This is a genomic window from Actinoplanes sp. NPDC023936, from assembly GCF_040639325.1.
Classification (GTDB): Bacteria; Actinomycetota; Actinomycetes; order Mycobacteriales; family Micromonosporaceae; genus Actinoplanes.
Window position 1 is genome coordinate 14627 of the sequence record NZ_JBEZZR010000023.1, and the last position, 22196, is coordinate 36822.

Sequence of the window (22196 nt, forward strand, 5' to 3'; positions counted from 1 at the left end):
CAGCACGGAGCTGGTCGGCGGGTCGGCACCGGCGGAGGAGGATCCTTGCACACCTGGACGAATCGGGTGCCTCCGTCGCGGGCGTCGTATCGGGCGCTCGGCCTGCTCTACGCCGTCACGACGGCAGCCCTGCTCGCCGTGGACGCGGGCGGCGGCGACGAGGAGTGGATCGCCGAGACGGCCCGGTTCGGCTTCGGCGTCTTCGGCATGCTCGCGGCCCTGCGCGCGGCCCGCCTGCCCGACCTGCCGGCACGTCTGCGGCGGGCCTGGACCGCGGTGGCCGGCTGCTTCGGCGTGCTGGTGCTCAGCGTGCCGGTGCTGTGCGTGCTGAACCTGAGCGGCCTGAACCCGGGTGACGCGAAGACCGCGGACGACGTCATCCACGTGATCTTCGTGGTGGCGCTGCTGATCGCGCTGCAGCTCTTCCCGCTGGCGAAGATGCGTCCGCGCGACCGGGCCAAGAACGTGCTCGACGCGATGACCGTGCTGGTCGGCGGCTCGCTGGTGCTCTGGTACACGGCCGTCGACCCGATGATCCACAGCGGTCACGACTTCACGGACGGGTTCGTCTCCGCGGTGCTCTACCCGATCGGCGACCTGGCCCTGCTGTTCACCGTGGCCCGCGCCCTGCTGCGCGGCGCCGACGACTCCGCGCGGCGGCCGTTGCAGCTGCTCACCGCGGGCACGCTGGTGCTCTTCGCCGGCGACGCGGTGAACGGTTACCTGAACGCGCACGGCATCACGGTCAGCGCCTCCTGGCAGTTCTACTGGTGGATCACCAGTGACGCGCTGCTCGCGGCGGCCGCGGTGGAGCAGAGCCGGCCGGCGCGCCGGGCCGGGTTCACCCACCGGCCGGGGTTCCGGATCGGGCGTTGCCTGCCGTACCTCGCGGTCATGGTCGCCCCCGGCCTGATGCTGTACTCCGCGATCGCCGAGAGGCACTTCTCGCCGTGGGGCGGCCTCGCCATCGGCGGCGCCGCGCTCAGCGCCCTGGTGCTGTCGCGCCAGACGCTGGTCCAGCGGGAGTCCGACGAGCTGGCGCTGATCGACGGGCTGACCGGCCTGGCCAACCGGTCCCGCTTCCGCGAGACGTCGCACCGCGGGCTGCACCGGGACGCCCGCGCGGGCCTGCACTCGGCCGTCCTGGTGATCGACATGAACAGCTTCAAGGAGATCAACGACACGTTCGGCCACCAGGCCGGCGACGCGGTGCTCGTCGAGCTCGCCGACGTGCTGCGCCGCTGCGTGCCGTCGCCGGGCCTGCCGGCCCGGCTCGGCGGGGACGAGTTCGCTGTCACGCTCTCCGGCCTGGCGTCACCGCGGCAGGCGTACGAGACGGCCGGCCGGATCGCCGCCGCGCTCGGCCCGGTAGCCGTCGACGGCCGGCTGATCACCCTGGCGGCGAGCATCGGGGTGGCCGTGTCCGCGCCGGGCGAGCTTCACCACGACGAGCTCGTGCACCGCGCCGACCTGGCGATGTACAAGGCGAAGGCGCTCGGCCCGGAGACCCGCTGGGCGGTCTGGCAGGAATCTCTCGAAGCCGCCGCCGGAAAACCTGAAGTCGCCGCCTGAAAGAACTGTTGTTCCGGACGCCCTAACGCATCTACTGGTATGGATCGGCTGGTCCCCCACCGGCCGATCGTCATCCCCAGTGGAAGGACCCGTTATGTCCGTAACACGAAGGCGGAGACGGCTCACCGCAGCCGTGCTCGCCGCCATCGCCGCACCGGTCGCCGTCGTCGCGGTCGCAACGAACCCGGCATCGGCGGCCGTCGCGCGCCAGATGGAGGATCTCGACCGCGGCCTGATCAGCGTCCGATCCGGCAGCGCGAACCTGGTGAGCTGGCGCCTGCTCGGCACCGAGGCGCCGTCGACCGGATTCAACGTCTACCGCGCGGGCACCAGGATCACCACGACCCCGGTCACCGGGTCGACCAACTACCTCGACGCCGGCGCCGCGGCGAACGCGGTCTACACCGTGCGTGCCGTTGTCGGCGGCGTCGAGCAGGCCGCCTCGCCGAACTCGCTGACGTTCGCGAACGGCTATCTGGACGTGCCGATCTCACCACCGGGATCCGGCTATTCCGCGAACGACGCCTCGGTCGGTGACCTGGACGGCGACGGCGACTACGAGATCGTCCTCAAGTGGGACCCGGCGGACGCCAAGGACAACTCGCAGTCCGGGGTCACCAGCAACGTCTTCGTCGACGCGTACACCCTGCAGGGCCAGCGGCTGTGGCGCATCGACCTGGGTCGCAACATCAGGGCGGGCGCGCACTACACCCAGTTCCAGGTCTACGACTACGACGGGGACGGCACGGCCGAGGTGGCGATGAAGACCGCTGACGGCACCCGCTCCGGGACCGGCGTGGTGATCGGCTCGTCGACCGCCGACCACCGCAACTCGTCCGGCTACATCCTGTCCGGCCCGGAATACCTGACCATGTTCAACGGCCGGACCGGCGCCGCGATGTCGACGGTCAACTACGTCCCGGCGCGGGGAACCGTGTCGTCCTGGGGCGACAGCTACGGCAACCGGGTCGACCGGTTCCTGGCCGGCACCGCGTACCTGGACGGCGAACGCCCCAGTCTGATCATGGCGCGCGGCTACTACACGCGCGCCGTCGTGGCCGCCTGGGACTTCCGCAACGGCGCGCTGACCAGCCGCTGGACCTACGACTCGGGCACCGGCAACACCGGCGCCTACGGCCAGGGCAACCACCAGCTGTCGATCGCCGACGCGGACGGCGACGGCAAGGACGAGATCATGTACGGCGCCGCGGCGATCAACGACAACGGCACGCTGATGTGGCGCAGCGGTCTCGGCCACGGCGACGCCCTGCACGTCGGCGACCTGATCCCGTCCCGCGCCGGCCTGGAGGTCTACCGACCGTCGGAGAGCACCTCCCAGCCGACCGACGCGATGCTCGACGCCCGTACCGGAGCGGTCATCTGGTCCCACCCGTCCTGCGGCTGCGACAACGGCCGGGCGGTGGCCGCAGACGTCCACGCCGGCAGCGCGGGCGCCGAGGCCTGGTCGTCGTCGGTCAGCGGGCTCTCCAACACGGCAGGCCAGAACATCGGCCGCAAACCGTCGTCGGCGAACTTCCTGGCCTGGTGGGACGGCGACCCGGTCCGCGAACTCGTGGACGCCACCCGCGTCGACAAGTACGGCACCAGCGCCGACACCCGGCTGCTCACCGCGTCCGGCGTGGCGTCGAACAACGGCACGAAACAGACGCCGGCCCTCTCCGGCGACATCCTCGGCGACTGGCGGGAGGAGATCGTCTGGCGGCTGTCGGACTCGTCGGCGCTGCGGATCTACAGCACACCGGCGGCGACGGACCGGCGCGTTCACACGCTGATGCACGACTCCCAGTACCGCGTCGCGATCGCCTGGCAGAACACGGCGTACAACCAGCCGCCGCACCCTAGCTTCTTCCTCGGCAACGGCATGACCACGCCGCCGCAACCCGTCATCTATCTCCGCTGAGCAGGTGAAACACCGTCCAGGCCCGGCTTGCTCCGGTGCCGGGCCTGGACGGCCACTGCTTGCCGGGTTCCGAGTGTGCTGGGCCGTCGTGGGCCGTGCCGGCACTCCCCCGCTCCGGGGACAGCCCGACGACACACCGAGGCCCCCAGTCAGCCTGCCACCGCGGCCGGAGGCGTCATGCCTTCTCATCCTCACTTCGTCCCGGGGCACCGATGAACACGGAACCGCTGCACAACAGCCGTGCGCTGGGGCTGTTCGACGCGATCCTCCATAGCGCACGCCACGATGCCGGTCGTGGAATTGGCCGGAAGGGGCGGATCCGCCGGCTGTCGTGTATCGCCGCGCCGCCGTGTTCCCCGACCAGGTGGAGGAACTCTGCGGTATCGAAGACGACCTGGCCGAATACCCGCTGCCCGGTAGTGCGCCGATGCGGCCGCGCGTCACGGTCGGTCGCCGCTGACCGTGGAGCGCTGGGGGTTTGCGTCATTCTGCAGGGCGTGGGGCGTCCGCAGGTTTCCGTGCAGCGCGGGGTTTACCGTGGTTGTCGGCACGCTGGGTGACAACGGCTCGTGCTGACGGGCGGTCCGGTCCTGGTTTTCGGCTGGCCTTGCAGCGGTGATGACGCGCCTCGGGAACATTGCCGCGGCCGAGCGCGCTGACTACCAGCTGGTCCAGCTGGTAGTCAGTGCTGTTCTCGGCTGGTGGATCGTGGAAGCGCGCGGTCCGGCTGGCGTTCAGTGCTGTCCCGACGGGCCGGCGAGAACACCGACAGCCAGCCGGGCCACACGAGCTGGTCACCAGTGCTGCCGGATGCCTGTTCCGAGAGCACTGCGCGCCAGCCCGCCCGCACCGCTCCACGATCCACAACCGAGCGGCGCCACCTCACGTCCCACCGGACGACGGCTCCTCGATCAGCCGGCAAGGTCAGTGCTCCCGGACGCGGCAATGCTCTCGGGGCGACTTGCTCGGGGCGCGTCATCGCCGCCGGAGCCGGCAGGAGACCACGGCCGCCCGTCAGCGCGAACCCGCAGCGCTCCCCCACCGCCGGAACCCACTGTGACACCGGGCTCGGCGGGCGGCCCGCTCTCGCGCGCTGCGCGTTATTCCGCCGGGACGAGACGGGATGGGACGGGACGGGCGCGGCGGCGTGCGGCCGGGCTAAGCGTCATGAGCCTCGGCGAGGAACGCGCGGAACTCGGAGCCGTGCGCGGACGAGGCGATGTAGACCGCCTCGATCGCCGCCGCCAGGGGATCCTCCTCGCCGAGTGCCAGCAGCGCCGGGAACGCAACAGCCTGGTGCAGGACGTTGCGCGGGCCGCCGGGCATCTCCAGCAGCGTCTGCGGCACCTCCGGGTCCTCCAGGAGCCGCCGGAACGCCTCGCCGTGATCGATCAGGAAATCCGGCAGCGGACCGCCCGCCTCCACCGCCTCCAGCGACAGCGCGATCCACGGCACCCGATCGAGCGCGGCGGACGCCATCGCCCGGCGCACCGCCCAGCACGCCACCTTCCGCTGCCGGTCCGCGGGCAGGCCGGCCAGCCGGTCGAGCAGCGCGCGGTCCAGCTTGGCCAACGCCTTCGCCCGTGCCCGCAGGCCGCGCATCCGCTCGGTCGGCGGGACGCCACCCCATGCGGCGGCCTCCTGTTCGACGCGGCGCCGGCGGCGTTCCTCGTGTGCGCGGGTGGCTTCGGCGGCCGTGGCGCGCATCGGCTGCTCCCACGCCGGCGGCCGGCCCGGCGGAAGGCCGAGCAGGTGATCCCAGACCAGGCCGAGGAGCACCGCCTGGTGTCCGGGCACACCCTCGTGGCGTACCGTCGGCGTCCCGTCCTGCACGGTGAGCCGCACGGTGCTCGGCTCGTCGTCGGGCAGCCGCGTCACCGGATCCGGGAAGATCGGCTGCCCGGTCACCCATTCCCAGGTGTACGTCCCCTCGCGCACCCGCCGCAGCCGGATCTCCAGGTCCCCGGCGAAGATCGTCTCCGGTGGCGTCCAGGCCTCGTCCCGGCGCCGGACCACGGTGACCCGCTGAGCCGAGGTGCCCGGCGCTGTCAGCAGGCGGGTCAGCGCCCAGGTCGCGGCCTGTTCCGTCCGCTGCGGCCAGCCTCCCCGCGACCCGTCGTCGTAGAGCGTCCGCGACCCGGTCTCCTCGGTCACCGGCCACACATGCAGTTCGTGCTGCTCGGGCGGGTCCTCCTCGGTGCGGACGGACTCGTGGATCCGGTTACGCGCGTAGGCCCGTACCCTCATCAATCCGTGTCCCGTGAGGGGCACCCGGTCGAGCCCGTCCCGCGGCCCGGACATCAGCCCGATCACCGTCATCCTGCCGTCCGGGCACCAGAGCGTGGTCTCGCTGGCCGCGTCCCAGTCGTCGATCGACAGCACCGGCGGCTCGCTCGCGGACGGCACGATCCGCATGTCGATCTCCCCGGTGTGCAACCCGGTGAACCCGGTGCACTCGGCCGGTCCGCCGACGTGGAGCAGGTCGTCCCCGACGGTGTAGATCTCCAGCCCGTCGCCGCCGTCACCGGTGTACACCTGGTACTGGCAATAGCTGACGAACTGCCGCACGAACATCGACATGGGTCGACACTCTACGGCTGTCACTCCTCGACGCGCAGCGGGTTCGCGCAGTCGCCGACGACGATGCCTCGCGCCGTGTCGTAATCGGCCGTCGCGCAGGTCCGGCGGGTCATCGCCTGCTCGCCGTAGGGGTCGGTGCGGGAGTCGACGGTGACGTCGATCCGGCCGTCGGCGCGGGCCGCGTAGGTGGTCGGGATCGGGTGGCCCTCGACGGTCGGCGCGGTCACCCTGAGCGTGGCGACACGTTTCGCCCCGGCCGCGTCGAGCAGGCAACCGGCGGCGCCGGCCGGGAGCGCCTCCCCCTGTTTCAGCACAAAGGTCCCGCAGTCCGCCGGCACCCGGGACCGCGTGGGTTCCGGCGGGACGGAGAGCGGGGTGGAGGGCGCCTCAGCGAGCGGCGGGATCTCCAGGACAGGCGGGGCCGACGACACCGCCGTGTCCGGCGGGACAACGGCCGACGGCTCACCCCCGCAGCCCGCCGCGCCGATCGGCAGGCAGGCCGCGACCACGAGTGCAAGGATCCGCTTCATGGCCGTTTCGACGTCAGGACCGTGCCGGGCGTTCCCACCCCGGTGCCGGCGACCACGAACCCGGCACGCTCCCACGGACGATCAGCGCTGAGGAACGGGTTCTCCTCGACCATCCACTCGTCCCACTCCCGCTTCGCGGTCTCCGGGTCGACACCCTTGAGCCCCAGGTCACGCAGCAGACCGAGCCGTTCCGCCTCGACGTAGTCGGAGCGCACCCAGATCGCCACGTCGAACAGGTGCGCGAGGTCCCGCCGGGACGCGCCGACGCCCTCGACCAGCACCGCCCGGCAACCGGCCGGCACCTCGATGCGCCCGTCCCGGCCGCGCCGCTCCCACGCCGGCGGGCGCAGGCGCACCGCCGCGCCGGCGCGCAGCGGTTCGAGGATGCCGCCGGCCATCAGATCCGACCAGTCGAAGCGGGAGTGCCACCAGGCCACGTCGTCGGTGTGCACGATCGCCGAACCGGGGATCCGCCGGCTGAGCTGCTCGGCGAAGGTGGTCTTGCCGCTGCCGCCCCGCCCGTCGACGGCGATCAGCAGGGGCCGCCCGGCCGGCGTCCCGGCCGCGGCCAGCACCGAGGCGACGAAGTCGTCCCAGCCCGGTTCGTGCCATTCCCCTGCAGAAGTCTCGTCCGGTCCCAGCAACATCCGAGAACCATATCCCTCGATGCCGGATCGTGAGCGCTTCGCTCACGATCCGGCGCAGTGGCTCAGCGGCGGTGGTGCCGGGGCGCTGACGCCAGGGTGTCGCGCACCGTGAAGTACGCGGGCTTCTTGCGGAAGTCCTCCCACATCACCGTGGCCGCGCCCTCCTCCGGGAAGAAGACCGGCACCCACGAGTACTTGTCGGTGAAGCCCCACAGCGTGACCGAGTTGCACCCGTCCACGGCCAGGCACGCGTCCAGCACGGTCCGGTAGTACACCGCCTGGGTGGCGAGCTTCTCGTCGGTGACCGGCAGGTCCATCCGGACGTCCAGCTCGGTGATCGCCGTCGCCAGGCCGAGGTCGTCGAACCGCTGCAGGACACCGGCCAGCTGGTCGGGCGCCCCGTACCGCATGCTCAGGTGCGCCTGGGAGGCGAACCCGTGCAGCGGCACCCGCTGCTGGAGCAGCTGGCGGGCGAGCGTCTCGTACGCGTCGACCTTCACACCGGGCCACTCCACCCCGTAGTCGTTGAGGAAGAGCTGGGCGCGCGGGTCGGCCTGGTGTGCCCAGCGGAACGCGTCGGCCACGATGCCCGGCCCGAGCTCCCGGATGAAGATGTTCTCCTGCCGGTACTCCCCGTTCTCGGTGAAGATCTCGTTGGCCACGTCCCACTGCTGGATCTTGCCGCGGTAGTGACCGACCACCGTGAAGATGTGCTCACGCAGGATCGAGCGCAGCTGCGCCTTGGTGAACGTGCCCTCCTGCAGCCAGGCCGGGTTCTGGCTGTGCCACAGCAGGGTGTGCCCGCGGACGACCTGGCCGTTCCTGCGGGCGAACGCGACGATCGCGTCGGCCGGGCCGAAGTTGTACCGATGCCGCTCGGGGTGGATGAACTCCCACTTCATCTGGTTCTCGGGAGACACCGAGTCGAACTCCCGGGCGAGGATCCTGCGGTATTCGCGGTCGTTGGGGAACGGGTCCGGATAGGGCTGGTCGACGTGGTGCCCGCCGCCGGCCACCGCGGAACCGATCCGCAAGTATCGGGGAGCGGCGTCCCGCAGTGACGAGCCGTGGGCCTGCGCTGGCGGGGCGAACGGCAGGAGGACGGCCGCCGCGGCGACGACGGCCAGAATTGCCTTTCTCACGGGTGACTCCTTCGGTGGAGAGGAGCGCGAAACTTACGATATTGACTCGTAAGTTAGGCACCGGAACGCTCCCCGTCAATCGAAGTCGATCACTTATCCGGAAGGACGCGGGAACACGCCACCGTGATCAGCCCGGCGGCGACCACGGACAACAGGCCGACACGCAGGCTGGACAGGTCGGCGATCGCCCCGACCAGCGGCGCCGACAGCAGGAATCCGGCGCGCAGCAACCAGCTCGACACGGTCAGGCCGACGCCCTCCCGCAGGCCGGGCAGCTCGTCGGCGCTGTGCATGGCGGCCGGAACCAGCGTGGCGGTCCCGAGACCGGCCAGGGCGAATCCGATCAGCGTGGCCGGCACCGACGGGAACGCCAGGGCCAGTCCCATGCCGAGGGCCGCGACGGCGCCGCCGGCACGCACCACGGCGCGCTGCCCGAACCGGTCGACCACCCGGTCGCCGGTCAGCCGGCCGACGGTCATCGCCACCTGCAGGGCGACGAACGCGAGGCCGGCCACCGCGGCGCTGGTGAACAGCTCGTTGCGCAGGTAGAGCGCGCCCCACGAGGAACCGGCGTCCTCGACCAGCGCGCCGCAGGCGGCGAGCAGGCCGAGCACCGCGAGCATCCGGACGGCGTGCGCGGAGTAGGCGCGCTTCGGCGACGAGCCGGACGACGCCGGGGACGCGGGAACGGCGGCCCCGTCCGGGCCGGGCAGCATGAACCGGAACGCGACGATCGCGACCAGGCTGAAGAGCACGGCGGAGATGCCGAGGTGCAGCGGCAGGCTCATCGCCAGGCCGGCCGCAGCCGACCCCATCAGGCCGCCGAGCACCGCGCCCACGCTCCACAACCCGTGCAGCGAGTTCAGGATGGACCGCCCGTACACCCGCTGGACCCGCAGCCCGTGCGCGTTCTGCGCCACGTCCACGATCGCGTCGAGCGCGCCGGCCGCGAAGAAGACGGCGGCCAGGACCCAGACGTTCGGCGCGAACGCGACGAGCAGCACCAGCACGGCGAGCAGGACGATGCCGGCCGAGGCGACCCGCGCGGAGCGGAACCGGCGGATCACCGCGGCGGCGAAGAGGCCGGCGATGAGCGCGCCGAGCGGCATCGCCGCGATCGCCGACCCCAGCGCCGCGTTGGTCAGCCCGAGATCCGCTTTGAGCTGCGGAAACCGGGGCACTACGTTCGCGTAGAGCGCGCCGTTGGTGAGGAAGACCAGAGCGACGGCCACGCGCGCCAGGCGGGCTTCGCGCGGCGGGGCGGTGCGGGTGGTGACGGACATGCGTACGAGGGTACAGACGCTATGTACGCTTGTACATAACGCTTGCCCTCATGGACCCGCCGCCACGGCCGATAACGCATGCGTGGAACGGTCACTGAAGGACGGGCAGCAGCGCAGCGAGATCATCGCACCCGCCCTCCGGCATGATCCGCTGCTGACCGTGGCCAGCTGGTGGGCCATCCTCGCGGTGATCCTCCTGTTCGCGCTGGACGACGCCATCGAGTCCCAGATCCGGATCTACTGGGCGTTCCAGGTGCCACTCGACGCGCTCGTCGCGTACTCGTCCTGGCGGGTCTCCCGGATCGCGACCGGCGCGATCAAGCGCTTCTGGTGGGTTCTGACGTTCTGCGGCGTGCTCTTCGTCATCGGGGACACCACCCAGACGGTCACCGTGCTGGTCGCCGGCGCCGGCACCCGGACCAGCGGCGGCGCCGTGCAGAGCATCTGCTTCGCGGTCGGGCTCGGCGCCCTCATCCTGGCGATGCTGCTGCACCCGCACCCGCAGCGCTCCGGCCGCGATCGGCTCGCGTTCTGGCTCGACTCGGCCACCGTGATGGTCGGCGGCGCGGTCGTGGCCTGGTGCTTCGGCCCGGGCAGCAACTCGACCGGCGCCCTGGTCACCACGCTCGCCGCCGGCGCGGTGGTGCTCACCTCGGCGTTCGCGTCGGTGAAGATGAGCCTCAACGGCAACGCGCCGATGCACAGGGCGGCCGCGTTTCCGATGATCGTGGCGGCCGGCGTGAACAGCATCGCGTTCTTCCTGCCCGGCGGCACCGATCAGGCGCTACCGGCCTACGCCCTGGCGATCCGCTTCCTGCCGTCGCTGCTGATCGCCATCGGTCCGCGCACCCAGGAGATCATCGCCCGGTTCGACCAGAGCGCGTTCGGCACCCGGCGCCGCAAGCCGTACAGCCTGCTGCCCTACGGCTCGATCGCGATCGTCTTCGGCGTGATGGTGCTGCTCATCGCCCGCAACGGCGGCCTGCGGGGGGCCGACAACGGACGGCTCTGGGGCGTGATCGCCGGGCTCGGCGTGATCATCGCGCTGGTCGCCGGACGGCAGCTGGTCGCGTTCCACGACAACACCCGGCTCATCTCCGAGCTCGACCGCACCCTCGCCGAGCTGCGCGAACACGAGATCCGGCTGCGCCGCCAGGCGAACACCGACGGGCTGACCGGCCTCGCCAACCGCACCCACCTGCACGACGAGATGGCCGCGGCGCTGGACGGCCACGAGCCGGGCACCGTCTCGCTGTTGCTGATCGACCTGGACGGCTTCAAGGCGGTCAACGACACCTTCGGCCATCCGGCCGGCGACGCCCTGCTGGCCGGGGTGGCCCGCAAGCTCACCGAGTCGGTGCGCGGCGACGATCTGGTCGCCCGCCTCGGCGGCGACGAGTTCGCGGTGCTGCTGCGTGACTGCGACACCGCCGCTGCCGAGCACACCGCCAATCGCATCCTGCGCTCGCTGGAGACGCCGATCCCGGTCGACGAGGGCGCCGCCGTCCACGCCAACGCGAGCATCGGGGCGGCCACCGCCGGGCCGGACGCCGACATCGAGACGCTGCTGCGCGACGCGGACATCGCCATGTATGCGGCGAAACGCGATGGAAAGGGCTGCTTGCGCAGCTATCACCCCGGCTTGGCGGTAATCCATCAACGCGCGGCGGAGCAGGCTTGGGGCCGGGCGAGCTGACTTCCCCATCGGGTACGGGGTAACTCCGCCGACCGGGTCACGCGGGCTCCCCGGCGAATGTGCGATGGTGATCCGGTGACGCTCGACGACCTGGTCCGGCTGCGCCGCGCCCGCGACCGGATGGACCGCGACTACGCGGAGCCGCTCGACGTCCCGGCGCTGGCCCGGGACGCCTGCATGTCGGCGGGTCACTTCTCCCGCAGTTTCCGGGCCGCGTTCGGCGAGACGCCGTACAGCTACCTGATGACCCGCCGGATCGAGCGCGCGAAAGCGTTGCTGCGGCGCGGCGACCTGTCCGTCACCGAGGTGTGCTTCGCGGTCGGCTGTACCTCGCTCGGCTCGTTCAGCTCCCGGTTCACCGAGCTCGTCGGGGAGAGCCCGAGCGCGTACCGGGCGCGCAGCCACGACGCCGGCGCGGGCATCCCGGCCTGCTACGCCAAGATTTACACCAGACCGGTCAGGAACGGAGAAGCCCGCCGGACCGCCCGGCCGTAGCGTGGGGCGCATGACGATCCGACTCGCGCAGACGTTCATCGCCGCTGACGACTTCGACAAGGCGCTCACCTTCTACCGCGACGCCCTGGGCCTGGAGGTCCGCAACGACGTCGGCTACGAGGGGATGCGCTGGATCACCCTCGGCGCGCCCGGGCAGGACGTGGAGATCGTCCTCGAACCGGCCCTCGCCGACCCGAACGCCTCCCCCGCCGACCGGGAGACCATGGCCGAGCTGCTCGCCAAGGGCCTGCTGCGCGGCGTCATCTTCACCACCGAGGACGTCGACGGCACGTTCGAGCGGATCCGGGCCGCCGGCGGCGAGGTGCTCCAGGAGCCGATCGACCAGCCGTACGGTGTCCGTGACTGCGCCTTCCGCGACCCCTCCGGCAACATGATCCGGATCAACCAGAAGAAGTGATTAGCGGCTGCCGGCGGGTATTCCTCCTGTTGCCGAGAGGAGGCCGGCATGACAGCCACCGACCCGAACGGGCAGCCGGACATCGAACGCCCGGTCGACCTGAACGACATCCGTGAACGCGAGAAGGCGCAGCGGCCGGACGAGGAACGCCGGGACGACGACCCGGGGAAGCCGCCGCCGCAGCCCGAACCGACCGACTGATCCACTCGCACCGGCCCGGGGGTTCCGCCCCGGGCCGGTTGCTGCCCGGGGTTCCCCGGCGCACAGGAAGCCCACAGATCACTCATGGGTCAGGGCCAAGAGCTGGGCGGACAGTAATCGTCATGACCGACTTCGCGATTCGCTTCCCGCAGACCCAGTCCTCCGCCGCCGTCGCCGTGACGCCGATCCGCTGGCGGATGCGCGGCGCCGCGATGGCCGCCGCCGTCGTCCTCGGCACGGCCGGCAGCACCGCCGCGATCCGCTCCGCCGACCACGGTGTCGCGGTCGCCCCGATCACCTCCGCGGTCCCGTCGTCACCGGTCACCGGTGTGGCCCTCGCCTTCGGGCTGGCCGCCGCTGCGGGGTCGGCCACCGCTGTCGGCCCGGCCAGCATCGCTCCGGTCGCCGCCGCGCCGCTGCGGGCGTTCGTCTACGACAGCGCGACCGGCGCGGTCCGCGAGATCGCGTGACCCGCCGTGACCGCCAGGATCCTCCGCTCGCCGGTCACGGCTCGCACGGCGGGCGGGTGTGCCACGCCGCGACACCGGCCGTCACGAAACCGGCGGACTCGTACAGCGGGCGGCCGGCCTCCGTCGCGACCAGGGTGACATGCCGGTCCGGGCAGGCCGCCAGAGCCGCCGTCAGCACGGCCCGGCCGGCGCCGCGGGAACGCTGCTCGGGCAGCGTCGCCAGCCAGTAGACGCCGACGGCCGTACCGTCGTCGTAGGTGTAGGCGGCTGCCGCCGGCGATCCCTCGTGACGGCCCAGCCACACCCGCCAGCCCGGCGTCGCCAGCAGGTCCGGTGACAGCGCCCGCCCCGGCGACCAGGGCTGATAGGCGGGCAGCGGGAACCCGTCGACGATCACGCGTTCCGCCGCGGCCAGTTCGTCCGGATCGTGGACCTCGCTCACCCGTACCCTCGTGATCGGCGCGGCCACGCGCCCTGGCCGCCGGATCATCACCGGCATCTGCCGAGTGCCGGGCCCGGGTTCGACGACGCCGAAGGCGTCCTCCACCACCAGCGTCCGCCGCGGCGCCAGATCGAGCACCTCATCGGGTCGCGCCTCGGCGCCGAGCAGGATCACCCGCGCGCCGGCCGGGTGCTCGGCCAGCAGATATCCGTCGCCGCGCACCACCCCCGCCGTGTGCGAGGCCCACATCGCCGCCGCGTTCGCCAGGTGCATCTCGATCATGGCCGCATCGTAGACGGCCCGCTCTTTGTCCGATCGACGGTGGCGCGTGTCCGATCGGACCATCGCCGCGAGCGTGCCGAGCGTGTTGGTCGAGGGTGACCTTCGAGCCTTCCGTTTCTGAGTCGCCGTCGACGCTCGACGAGCCGGCGCCGGAACCCGGCGAGGCGGTCGTGCAGCCCGGGCAGCCGGTGCCGGAGCCCGGCGAGGCGGTCGTGGAGCCCGACTCGGGGCAGGCCACGGTTCGTATCCCGGTTCCGGCTCGCGCCTCGCGCCGGCGGGCGCTGTGGCCCCGGGTCGCCGGCGGCTTCACCGCCGCCGTGCTGCTGGGTGGCATCGCGGCGTTCACGCTCAACGGCCCCGGCGCGATCGAAGCCGGCGTCACCGCCGCCGAGCTCGACGCCAACCAGCGCGGCGACCACGCCGTCACCGGCGCGATGGGCGAGCCGGCCCGCGACGGCGGGTTCGAGTTCACCGTCACGGCGATGACGTGCGGCGGCGAGCGGGTCGGCCCGGCCGCGTACGGCGCGGCGGCGCAGGGCGAGTTCTGCCTGATCGACCTGACCGTGACGAACATCGGCACGTCCCCGACGGCGTTCCTGGACATGCCGCAGCTGGCCCGCGACGCCGAGGACGGCGTTCACCACCCCGACACCATCGCCGGGACCTGGGCGAACCAGAAGCACCCCGACTTCACCCGGTCGATCGGCCCGGGGCACACGGTGAAGGGCCGGCTGGTCTTCGACGTGCCGCGCGGGACCCGGCTGACGACCCTGGTCCTGCACGAGGTGATGTTCAGCCGGGGGGTGCGGGTACCGCTGCGGCGTGGGTGATTGTTCTTGTTTGTTCAGACACAAGGAATTCACGTACGTCGACATCTCGTGACGTTCGGCTCCCGTAGATCTATGCGTGTCCGCACCGGACATCGTCATCGATGGGAGCCCCCATGCGCCTGTCCCTCCGTCCCCTCATCCCCGCACTCCTGGCCGCCGTCCTGGGCGTCACCGCACTCAGCACCCCGGCTGAGGCCGCGCCCACCGGCATTCCGGCGAAGGCGACCGCGCAGACCTACCTGAACGCGCTGACCGTCGCCGCGGAGGCGAACGCCGGCAGCTACGACCGGGACCTGTTCCCGCACTGGGTCACGATCAGCGGGACCTGCAACACCCGGGAGACCGTCCTCAAGCGCGACGGGTCCGGCGTGGTGACCAGCTCGGCGTGCGCCGCGACGTCGGGGTCGTGGTACTCGCCGTACGACGGGGCCACCTGGACCGCGGCTTCGGACGTCGACATCGACCACGTGGTGCCGCTCGCCGAGGCGTGGCGGTCCGGTGCGAGCGCGTGGACCACGAGCAAGCGGCAGAGTTTCGCGAACGACCTGACCCGTCCCGAGCTGATCGCCGTGACCGACAACGTCAACCAGGCCAAGAGCGACCAGGACCCGTCGACGTGGCAGCCGTCGGTCACGTCGTACCGGTGCACGTACGCCCGGATGTGGATCGCGGTGAAGTACTACTGGGCGCTCACCCTGCAGCCGGCGGAGAAGACCGCCCTGCAGGCCATGCTGAACACCTGCGGTTAGCTCCGTCGCCGCCGCGCGTGAGTCCACGCGCGGCGGCATGTGAGCCGGGAAAACCGCTCAGCGGACGCTGCGGTCGACCGGCTCGTCCGGGTCGGCGCTCGCGCCCGAGCCACCCGTGCTCGCCGACGGGATGCTGGCCTTCAGGGCCGCGACGTCCTGGCACACCGTGCGGAACTTGAGGATCTCGCTGCTGACCGCGGCGGTCAGCGTCTGCTCGTCCGGGTTGCCGGCCGCCGCCTGGGCCTTGCGGACGCTGAACTCCAGCGCACCGGTCTGGGTGGTGATCAGCGTGCTCTTGGCGGACTTGCCGGCGGTGACGATCTGGCTCGCGGACTCCAGGTCGAGGTCGTGGCCCGCGTTGCCGAGGACCGCGTTCTCCGCCAGCGTGCAGGCGGTCGCGGTGCCCTCGTCCAGGCCGGACAGGTCCGCGGCGGAGGCCGCGGTGGCGGCGCCCGGAGCGGTGGTGGTCTCGTCGCTGCTGGCGCAGCCGGTCAGGCCCAGGGTCAGCAGGACGCTTGTGGCGATCACTGCGGTGGTTGCTCGCATGGCGGGCCACGTTACCGATCCGGTCATCGCGGGCGTCTGCGGGCAACGGGTTTGTGACCTAGGTCTTCCGCATCGACCGGCCGCAATGGCAACATCACGTAATGCGAGCAGTGGTCGCCGAAATGTCCGTCCCTCGTTACCTTTTGACCGCCGCCGGGCGGCCCTCTCTGCTCACCCTGCGTGACGACGCGCCCGAGCCGGCTCTGCCGTCCGGCTCCGGCTGGGTGGTGCTGCGGCCCGAGCTCTCCGGCATCTGCGGCAGCGACGTGGCGGTCGCCCACGCGAAGTCGTCACTGGTGCTCAGCGCGTTCTACACCGCCCGGCGGCAGATCCTCGGGCACGAGATGGTCGCCGTGGTGGAGTCCACCGGCGAACGGGTCGCCCTGGATCCGGTGCTCTCCTGCGCCCAGCGCGGCTTCACGCTCTGCCGTTCCTGCCGGGGCGGCCGTCCGAACGTCTGCGAACGCCAGACCAGCCCGGCGCAGGGATTCGACGCGGCGCTCGGGGGTGGCTGGGGTGAACGCCTCGTCGCCCACGAGACCCAGCTGCACCCGGTCGGCGCGATCCCGTCCCGCCGCGCGGTGCTGGCCGAGCCCGCCTCGATCGCCCTGCACGCGGCGCTGCGCTGGGAGCGGCGCGGCGACCGGGCCGTGGTGATCGGACCGGGGACGATCGGGTTGCTGCTCACCGCGGCGCTGCGGCGCCTCCACCCGGATCTCGACATCACGGTGATCGGGCCGGGGTCGCGGGCGGAGACGATGGGCGCGACCCGCACGCTGCCGTCCGGGCCACGGGCGGTGGAGGCGTTCGGGGCGGTGCTGCGGCCGCGGATGACGCGGACGCCGATCCTCGTGGACGGGGTGGACGTGGTGTTCGACTGTGTGGCGGCGCCGCAGACCATCGACCTCGGACTGCACCTGCTGCGCCCGGCGGGCATGCTGGTGTTGATCGGCAGCGCGGGCAAGCAGAAGGTGGACTGGTCCCTGGTGTGGAACCGGCAGCTCACCGTGCAGGGGACGGTCAACTCGGCGCCGCCGGTGATGGCCCGCGTGGTGGAGTGGCTGGGCGACCCGTCGTTCCCGGCGGACGGCCTGGTCACACACGTGCACGATCTGGACGACTGGCAGGCGGCGCTGGCGACGGCCACGGCCGGGGCCCGCGCGGGCGCGGTGAAGGTGGCGTTGCGCCCCGACCCGTCGATCCCGCTGGTCACGTGACGCGCAGCTCCAGGAGGGAGTAGCCGTAGGAGCCGTTACGCTTCGTACCGTACATCCGGATATAACGTGCTGTTTCGCCCTTGGCGTCGATGGCGACCTCGCCGCCCTTGCCGGCCGTGGTGGAGTACACGGCCTTCCACTTCGTACCGTCCACCGACGTCTCCACCCGGTAGGCGACGCCGTACGCGTGCTCCCACACCAGCGTCACCTCGGAGATCCGCCACCGCTGGCGCAGATCCACTTTGATCCACTGCGGGTCGGAGAAGCCGCTCGACCACCGTGTCGTCTCGTCCCCGTCGATCGCGTTCCTCGGCAGCCACGCATCGCCCTCCACCGCCGACGCGCTGGCCACGCCGCCGAGCGCGAGATTGGCCCCGCTCGGGTTGCTCTTCCCGGCCGGGCTGCTCGTCCCGGCCGGTCCCGACCCGGCCGGCCCCGACGGGCTCGCCGCCGCGCTGCCGGCCGGAGAACGCGACACCTGTCCGGCGGCCGGCGCGCTCGCCGCGAGCGGCGCGGCCGGGGCGCTTCCCGGCGGCGGCGCTGCCGAGACGCCTCCCGGCAGCGGCGCGCCCTGAGCACTTTCGGTCAGAGGCCGGGCCAGCGCACTCGGCAGGACCCCGCTTCCGACCGGCTCGGCCACCGGCGGGGGCGCGGGCTCGCTGCCCGCCTCCGCGATTTCCATCCGGTACGCCCAGCCGGCGCCCGCCAGTGCGACAACCGCGACCGTCACCCCGACGACAGCCCGGCGAACGCCTTTCCGCCCGCCGGCCGGCCGCCCCGGCGCCGCTGGCGCATCCGGCCCGAGCCGCCCGGAGTCGTCCCGTCCGGGTGCCGCGAGCGTGGTCCGCCCGAGCAGCGCGGACTCGCCCCGCCCGGGCGTCGCGGAAGCGTTCCGAGCCGGCGCCGCGACAGCGGGCGGCGCGCCGGGCCCGGCCGGATCGCTCGTGCGGGCGACCGGCCGCTGCGGCATCCGGGTCAGCCGCAGACTCTCCGCCCGGGACAGCCGCCGCTGCCCCGCCGCGTCGCGCCCCTCGGCCGGATCTGGTGCGTTGCCGTTCACTGTCGTCGTCTCCCCGCGATACGTCCGGCGCGCGCTCTGCGGCCGCAGCGCCGTATCCTGACGCATGCTCATGTCCGGAAAAGCACACCGCGTCCCGGTGCCGCCCGGGCACCCGGCCGGCGCTGCGCGAACACCGCCGGCGTGACGCCGATCACCCTCGCGTGTCGTCACTGTAAGGACTCCGAAGTGTTCACGGACCGAACCGGCTCCGGCACGCAACGCCAGCTCACGGCCATCGCGGAGGTCGCCGCGCTGGGCATCCCGGTGTGGCTGCGCGGCGGCTGGGCGATGGACTTCTTCCTCGGCCGGGTGACCCGCCCGCACCGCGACGTCGACTGGTTCGCGATGGCCGCCGACGCGGACCGGATCGCCGCCGCGCTCACCGCCTGCGGCTGGGAACGGTTACCGCACGACCACCAGCTGGAGTTCCTGCGTGACGGCGTGGAGCTCAGCTTCGCGCTGCTCACCACGGATCTGAAGGTCGCGGCGGGACCGTGGGCCGGCGAGTCCTGGCCGGCCGGCCTGCTCGACTGGCCGGCATGCCGGATCGGGGATGTCACGTGCGCGGTGGTCAGCCCGTACGCCCAAATCGAGATCAAGCAATCGATGCCGGTCTGGGTCCCGGGGTTGCCGAGGCGGCCGAAGGACGCCGGGGACGTGGGGCTGCTGCAAGCGGCGCTCGGACAGCGGCGAGACCCGCCCGGAACTGCTGCGGCGTCACGCCCCGGACCCGCTTGAACGCCACCGTCAGCGCGAACGCGTTGGCGTAACCGACCCGGCGCGCGATCGAGCCGATCGTGGCCTCGGTGGTGCGCAGCGACTCGGCGGCGAGGTCGAGGCGCCAATGGGTCAGGTACGTCATCGGCGGCTGCCCGACCAGCGCGGTGAACCGGCGGGCGAACGCCGCCCGGGACACCCCGGTGGCGGTGGCCAGCCCGGCGACCGTCCACTGCCGGTGCGGCTCCTCGTGCATGCTCCGCAGAGCGTGGCCGACGCAGGGGTCGCCGTGCGCCCGGTACCACCCGGGCGGATCGCCGGCCGGCCGGGCGAACCAGGCCCGCAGCGTGGCGATCAGGGCGAGGTCGAGGAGCCGATCGAGAACCACCTGCTGGCCCGGCTCGTCCCGCTCCACCTCGGCGTGCAGCAAGTCCATGATCGGTGACTGGACCTGCTCGCGGGGCACCCGGACGACGGTGGGCAGGGTGGCGAGCAGCCGGCCGCTGACGAAGCTGGAAACCTGATAGGCGCCGCTCGCGATCACCGTGGCGCCGCCGGTGCCGAGTCCGAGCGTGCCGGCGCGGCCGGTGCCGAGTCCGAGCGTGCCGGCGCCGCCGGTGCCGAGCCCGAGCGCGCTGGTGCCGGCGGTGAGCCGGGTCTCCGCGGTGATGTCCGTCCCGCCGGCCGTGACCAGCCGGTTGCCGGGATGAACGAAAACGGTCGGCTCGACACCCACCGAGGAGGCCACCGTGTACGGCGCGGGTCCCTGCACTATCGCCACGTCCCCGGCGTCGACGAACGTGGGCTCGCCGTCGTCCGGCACCACCCACGCGTGCCCCCGCAGCGGCGTGGCGAGCCCGAGCGGCGCCTCGTCGACGATCCGCAGCGCCCACGGCGGATCGAGCACCGACCGGCAGAACGCGGCGGTCCGGGCGCGCACGCCGTCGAGCAGGTCTCCGAGCGGGTCCATGACTCCGCAGCGTAGACGGACGAACATGCGAACGAGGCGCACGAACATGGATCGTCTCACCACCTGCGATTTGACTGGAGGCCTACCAAACCCGAGGAGGACCACATGTACGCGATCACCGGAGTCACCGGGCACGTCGGCGGCGCGGCCGCCCGAGCGCTCACCGAGGCCGGCCGGCCCGTCCGCCGGATCGTCCGCAACCCGGCCCACGAGCACGACGCGGTCGCTGACTTCGCCGACACCGCCGCGCTCACCAAGGCGTTCGACGGATGCGACGGCGCGTTCGTGCTGCTGCCCGTCGTCGCGCCGTTCACCGACGAGGCGCACCGCGGGCTCGCCGCCTCGATCGCCGCCGCCGTCGAGGCGAGCGGTGTCCCGCACGTGGTGGTGCTGTCGTCCTGGGGCGCCGACCTGGCCGCCGGCACCGGCCCGATCCGCTGGCTGCACCACCTGGAGAACCTGCTGCGCGCCACCGGTGCCACGGTCACCGCGATCCGGTCGCCGCATTTCCAGGAGAAGGTGGAGACCGTCCTGGAGGCGGCGACCGGCGCCGGGATCTACCCGGTCTTCGGCGACGACGCCGACGTCCCGGTTCCGATGGTCGCGACCACCGACATCGGCGCCGCCGTGGCGCACTCGTTGATCGACCCGCCGGCGGCGAGCGAGATCGTCGTCCTGGAGGCGCCGGAGTACACCGAGCGGCAGGTCGCCACGGCCCTCGGCGAGCTGCTCGGCCGGCCGTTGCAGGTGGTCACCGTGCCGCGTGCCGGCTGGCGGGAGGCGCTGCCGGTTCCCCCGCAACTGGCCGAGGAGCTGGTGGCGCTCTACGCGGCCGACGCCGACGGCCTGCTGCAGCCGGTGGGCGACCGCCGGGTCCGCTGCGCCACCGAGATCGCCGTCACCCTGCGCCGGATCGCCGGGCCGGGCGCGCGGACCTAGCCTGCCGTTCCACCTCCCGGCGCCTGATCCACCTCCCGCCGCCCGATCCACCTCCCAGCGCCTGTTCCCCCTCCCGGCGCCCGGCCCGGCGCCCGACCCGGTGTCACGTGCCGTGGCGTCGGACGGGACCGGGGAACGCCGGGTCCGATTGCCGCCAGACGAGGACGCGCCTGCGGACGACAGTAGGGGCATGACGAACGATCTTGATGGCAGAGTGGCATTGGTGGTCGGCGGGAGCCGGGGCATCGGCGCCGGCGTGGCCGCGCGGCTGGCCGAGGACGGCGCTGACGTGGTGCTGACCTACCAGCACCGTGACGATCAGGCGGCGGTCGTGGTGAAGCAGATCGAGGGCTTCGGCCGCCGCGGCATGGCGCTGCGGGTGGACAGCGCCGACCCGGACGCGGTGACCAGCGCGGTCGACCGTGCGGCCGCCCAGTTCGGGCGGCTGGACATTCTGGTGAACAACGCGGCGGTGTTCCTCGTCGGGCCGGTGGAGGATCTCGGGCGGGAGGAGTTCGATCGCATGGTCGCGGTCAACGTGCGGGCGCCGTTCCTCGCGTCGAGGGCCGCCGCCGGGCACATGGGTGACGGCGGACGGATCGTCACCATCGGGAGCAACATGGTGGAACGCACGGTGTTCCCGGGCTTCTCGCTGTACTCGATGAGCAAGACCGCCTTGGTAGGACTGACCAAGGGCCTCAGCCGGGACCTCGGCCCGCGCGGCATCACCGTCAACCTGGTCAATCCCGGCCCGATCGACACCGACATGAACCCGGCCGACGGCCCGGCCGCAGCCACGATCGCCGGCTTCACCGCGCTCGGCCGTTATGGAACACCTGCCGAGATCGCGACGGCGGTCTCCTATCTCGCCGGTGACGGCGCCCGGTACGTCACCGGCGCGGTGATCAACGTCGACGGCGGTTTCTCGGTCTGACGGCCGGGTTTCGCGGCGGGCGGTCGCGGCCACTCCGGCCGCGACCGTCTCGTCGGACCGCACCTGGCCGGACTTTTTCTAGCCCAGCAACGCCAGCGTGCGCTCGTCCGGGCCGTCGTAGAACCGGGTGAGCACCTGCTCGAACACTCCCGGCTGCTCCGACACACCGGGCTGTTCCGACACACCGGGCTGTTCGGACACACCGGGCTGCTCTGCCGCGCGGGCGAACAGGGTCATCGACGAGCGCAGCTTCATGTCGTCGGGGTAGCCGAAGATCTGGCTCGCGGATCGGCCGGTGTGGGCGAGCAGCGCGGTCGCGCAGGCGACCAGCCGTGGTCCGAGGACCGGGTGCGCCAGGTAGCTCCGGGCCTCCGCCAGGTCCCGGATCGCGTACTGCCGGGCGGTCGGGCTGGAGCCGAGGCCGGCGATCTGCGGGAAGACGAACCACATCCAGTGCGTGCGCTTGGTGCCGGCGACGATCTCGGCCAGGGCCTGCTCGTAGACGCCGTCCTGGGCCTGCACGAACCGTTCGAGATCACTCACGCCCGCCAAAAT

At 72.3% G+C, this 22196-nt stretch carries 22 protein-coding genes and 1 pseudogene; 13 read left to right on the forward strand and 10 right to left on the reverse strand.

Translation table 11 applies throughout. The features are described 5' to 3' along the window. Positions 1-45: 45 nt before the first annotated feature. Both AB0F72_RS26335 and AB0F72_RS26340 read left to right on the forward strand, forming a co-directional pair. Positions 46-1572: a diguanylate cyclase gene (locus AB0F72_RS26335; protein ID WP_360436135.1), complete on the forward strand. Its 1527-nt coding sequence runs from the start codon at positions 46-48 to the stop codon at positions 1570-1572. A gap of 94 nt (positions 1573-1666) precedes the next feature. Next, on the forward strand, positions 1667-3493 hold the full coding sequence (locus tag AB0F72_RS26340) for a rhamnogalacturonan lyase (protein WP_360436137.1): 1827 nt from the start codon (positions 1667-1669) through the stop codon (positions 3491-3493). A gap of 1158 nt (positions 3494-4651) precedes the next feature. On the opposite strand, the gene AB0F72_RS26345 is transcribed toward AB0F72_RS26340, so the two are convergent. From AB0F72_RS26345 to AB0F72_RS26365, 5 genes are all read right to left on the reverse strand, one after another. Then, entirely contained in the window at positions 4652-6073 is a 1422-nt protein-coding gene (locus AB0F72_RS26345) for a hypothetical protein (protein WP_360436139.1), read from the reverse strand. 20 nt (positions 6074-6093) lie between these two features. Continuing rightward, positions 6094-6603: a hypothetical protein gene (locus AB0F72_RS26350; RefSeq protein WP_360436141.1), complete on the reverse strand. Its 510-nt coding sequence runs from the start codon at positions 6601-6603 to the stop codon at positions 6094-6096. After that, positions 6600-7250, reverse strand: coding sequence for a hypothetical protein (locus AB0F72_RS26355; protein WP_360436143.1), 651 nt, complete (start codon positions 7248-7250; stop codon positions 6600-6602). The genes AB0F72_RS26350 and AB0F72_RS26355 overlap by 4 nt, the downstream gene beginning before the upstream one ends. 62 nt (positions 7251-7312) lie before the next feature. Beyond that, positions 7313-8392: an endo-1,4-beta-xylanase gene (locus AB0F72_RS26360; protein WP_360436145.1), complete on the reverse strand. Its 1080-nt coding sequence runs from the start codon at positions 8390-8392 to the stop codon at positions 7313-7315. Positions 8393-8481: 89 nt separating this feature from the next. After that, on the reverse strand, positions 8482-9675 hold the full coding sequence (locus tag AB0F72_RS26365; protein WP_360436147.1) for an MFS transporter: 1194 nt from the start codon (positions 9673-9675) through the stop codon (positions 8482-8484). An 82-nt stretch (positions 9676-9757) separates the two neighbouring features. On the opposite strand from AB0F72_RS26365, the gene AB0F72_RS26370 reads away from it, so the two are divergent. From AB0F72_RS26370 to AB0F72_RS26390, 5 genes are all read left to right on the forward strand, one after another. Continuing rightward, the gene (locus AB0F72_RS26370; RefSeq protein WP_360436149.1) at positions 9758-11371 is read left to right on the forward strand and encodes a GGDEF domain-containing protein; all 1614 of its coding nucleotides are present in this window, start codon (positions 9758-9760) and stop codon (positions 11369-11371) included. Between the two features lie 57 nt (positions 11372-11428). Further along, complete coding sequence (locus tag AB0F72_RS26375) at positions 11429-11866, forward strand: helix-turn-helix transcriptional regulator (protein WP_360436151.1); 438 nt, start codon at positions 11429-11431, stop codon at positions 11864-11866. 10 nt (positions 11867-11876) lie between these two features. After that, on the forward strand, positions 11877-12284 hold the full coding sequence (locus AB0F72_RS26380; protein ID WP_360436153.1) for a VOC family protein: 408 nt from the start codon (positions 11877-11879) through the stop codon (positions 12282-12284). 48 nt (positions 12285-12332) lie between these two features. Beyond that, positions 12333-12485 (forward strand): hypothetical protein, encoded by a 153-nt coding sequence (locus AB0F72_RS26385; RefSeq protein ID WP_360436155.1) that lies wholly within the window; start codon positions 12333-12335, stop codon positions 12483-12485. A gap of 122 nt (positions 12486-12607) precedes the next feature. Beyond that, positions 12608-12955: a hypothetical protein gene (locus AB0F72_RS26390; protein ID WP_360436157.1), complete on the forward strand. Its 348-nt coding sequence runs from the start codon at positions 12608-12610 to the stop codon at positions 12953-12955. Between the two features lie 34 nt (positions 12956-12989). Here AB0F72_RS26390 and AB0F72_RS26395 read toward each other — a convergent pair whose 3' ends face one another. Then, positions 12990-13679: a GNAT family N-acetyltransferase gene (locus AB0F72_RS26395; protein WP_360436159.1), complete on the reverse strand. Its 690-nt coding sequence runs from the start codon at positions 13677-13679 to the stop codon at positions 12990-12992. Positions 13680-13774: 95 nt separating this feature from the next. Between AB0F72_RS26395 and AB0F72_RS26400 the strand changes: the two genes are divergently transcribed. Together AB0F72_RS26400 and AB0F72_RS26405 are read left to right on the forward strand one after the other, a co-directional pair. Then, on the forward strand, positions 13775-14509 hold the full coding sequence (locus AB0F72_RS26400; RefSeq protein WP_360436161.1) for a DUF4352 domain-containing protein: 735 nt from the start codon (positions 13775-13777) through the stop codon (positions 14507-14509). Between the two features lie 113 nt (positions 14510-14622). Further along, complete coding sequence (locus tag AB0F72_RS26405) at positions 14623-15258, forward strand: HNH endonuclease family protein (protein WP_360436163.1); 636 nt, start codon at positions 14623-14625, stop codon at positions 15256-15258. Between the two features lie 57 nt (positions 15259-15315). Here AB0F72_RS26405 and AB0F72_RS26410 read toward each other — a convergent pair whose 3' ends face one another. Beyond that, positions 15316-15804 carry a hypothetical protein gene (locus AB0F72_RS26410; protein ID WP_360436164.1) on the reverse strand — a complete coding sequence of 163 codons (489 nt, stop codon included), beginning with the start codon at positions 15802-15804 and terminating at the stop codon, positions 15316-15318. 122 nt (positions 15805-15926) lie between these two features. Between AB0F72_RS26410 and AB0F72_RS26415 the strand changes: the two genes are divergently transcribed. After that, positions 15927-17021 (forward strand): alcohol dehydrogenase catalytic domain-containing protein, encoded by a 1095-nt coding sequence (locus tag AB0F72_RS26415; RefSeq protein WP_360436166.1) that lies wholly within the window; start codon positions 15927-15929, stop codon positions 17019-17021. Here the strand turns inward: AB0F72_RS26415 and AB0F72_RS26420 are convergent. Beyond that, positions 17014-18147 carry a discoidin domain-containing protein gene (locus tag AB0F72_RS26420; protein ID WP_360436168.1) on the reverse strand — a complete coding sequence of 378 codons (1134 nt, stop codon included), beginning with the start codon at positions 18145-18147 and terminating at the stop codon, positions 17014-17016. The two genes, AB0F72_RS26415 and AB0F72_RS26420, sit on opposite strands and share 8 nt — an antisense overlap. Positions 18148-18267: 120 nt before the next feature. On the opposite strand from AB0F72_RS26420, the pseudogene AB0F72_RS26425 reads away from it, so the two are divergent. Continuing rightward, positions 18268-18408 (forward strand): annotated as a pseudogene (locus AB0F72_RS26425) (aminoglycoside adenylyltransferase); the annotation flags it as partial. A 268-nt stretch (positions 18409-18676) separates the two neighbouring features. Here AB0F72_RS26425 and AB0F72_RS26430 read toward each other — a convergent pair. Further along, positions 18677-19768 (reverse strand): AraC family transcriptional regulator, encoded by a 1092-nt coding sequence (locus AB0F72_RS26430; protein WP_360436170.1) that lies wholly within the window; start codon positions 19766-19768, stop codon positions 18677-18679. Positions 19769-19873: 105 nt separating this feature from the next. Here AB0F72_RS26430 and AB0F72_RS26435 point away from each other — a divergent pair, with 105 nt between their 5' ends. Further along, positions 19874-20707 (forward strand): NAD(P)H-binding protein, encoded by an 834-nt coding sequence (locus AB0F72_RS26435; protein WP_360436172.1) that lies wholly within the window; start codon positions 19874-19876, stop codon positions 20705-20707. Between the two features lie 190 nt (positions 20708-20897). After that, complete coding sequence (locus tag AB0F72_RS26440) at positions 20898-21641, forward strand: 3-oxoacyl-ACP reductase family protein (RefSeq protein WP_360436174.1); 744 nt, start codon at positions 20898-20900, stop codon at positions 21639-21641. Positions 21642-21719: 78 nt separating this feature from the next. Here AB0F72_RS26440 and AB0F72_RS26445 read toward each other — a convergent pair whose 3' ends face one another. Then, the gene (locus AB0F72_RS26445; RefSeq protein WP_360436176.1) at positions 21720-22184 is read right to left on the reverse strand and encodes a DUF1810 domain-containing protein; all 465 of its coding nucleotides are present in this window, start codon (positions 22182-22184) and stop codon (positions 21720-21722) included. Between the last annotated feature and the right edge of the window lie 12 nt (positions 22185-22196).